The 314-nt window shown below is 68.2% G+C and carries 1 protein-coding gene; it reads right to left on the bottom strand.

Translation table 11 applies throughout. The features are described 5' to 3' along the window. Window positions 1-240, bottom strand: a 240-nt coding sequence (locus EN808_RS35665) for an SDR family NAD(P)-dependent oxidoreductase (protein ID WP_135918256.1), incomplete at its 3' end; no start/stop codon positions are given. Window positions 241-314: the final 74 nt, after the last annotated feature.

Genomic DNA, 314 nt, shown 5'->3' with positions numbered 1-314 from the left:
GCCACCGCCAAGCTGTTCGCCGAGCACGGTGCCAGCCTCGTCGTCCCTGACATCGCCGGTAAGTGCCGCCGCGGTGCCGCCGGCCGCCTCGATTTCGGTGACGAGGGCGTCGAGTTCAGCCTGGCGGCGCGCCGCGACGACGAGGCTGGCACCGTGCTCGGCGAACAGCTTGGCGGTGGCGCGGCCGATGCCGGAACTGGCGCCGGTGACGATGGCAATCTTGGCTGTGAGTGCGAACATTTTCGTCATCCTTCCTCTGTCCCGGGCTTGCCGGCGGTGGTCGCAAATGCTCATGGTTGCGACCACCCGAAAGC

It is taken from the genome of Mesorhizobium sp. M8A.F.Ca.ET.165.01.1.1 (assembly GCF_004792065.1).
Lineage (GTDB): Bacteria > Pseudomonadota > Alphaproteobacteria > Rhizobiales > Rhizobiaceae > Mesorhizobium.
The sequence above is the reverse complement of the archived record's forward strand: the minus strand, read 5'-3'. Positions and strand labels throughout refer to the sequence as shown.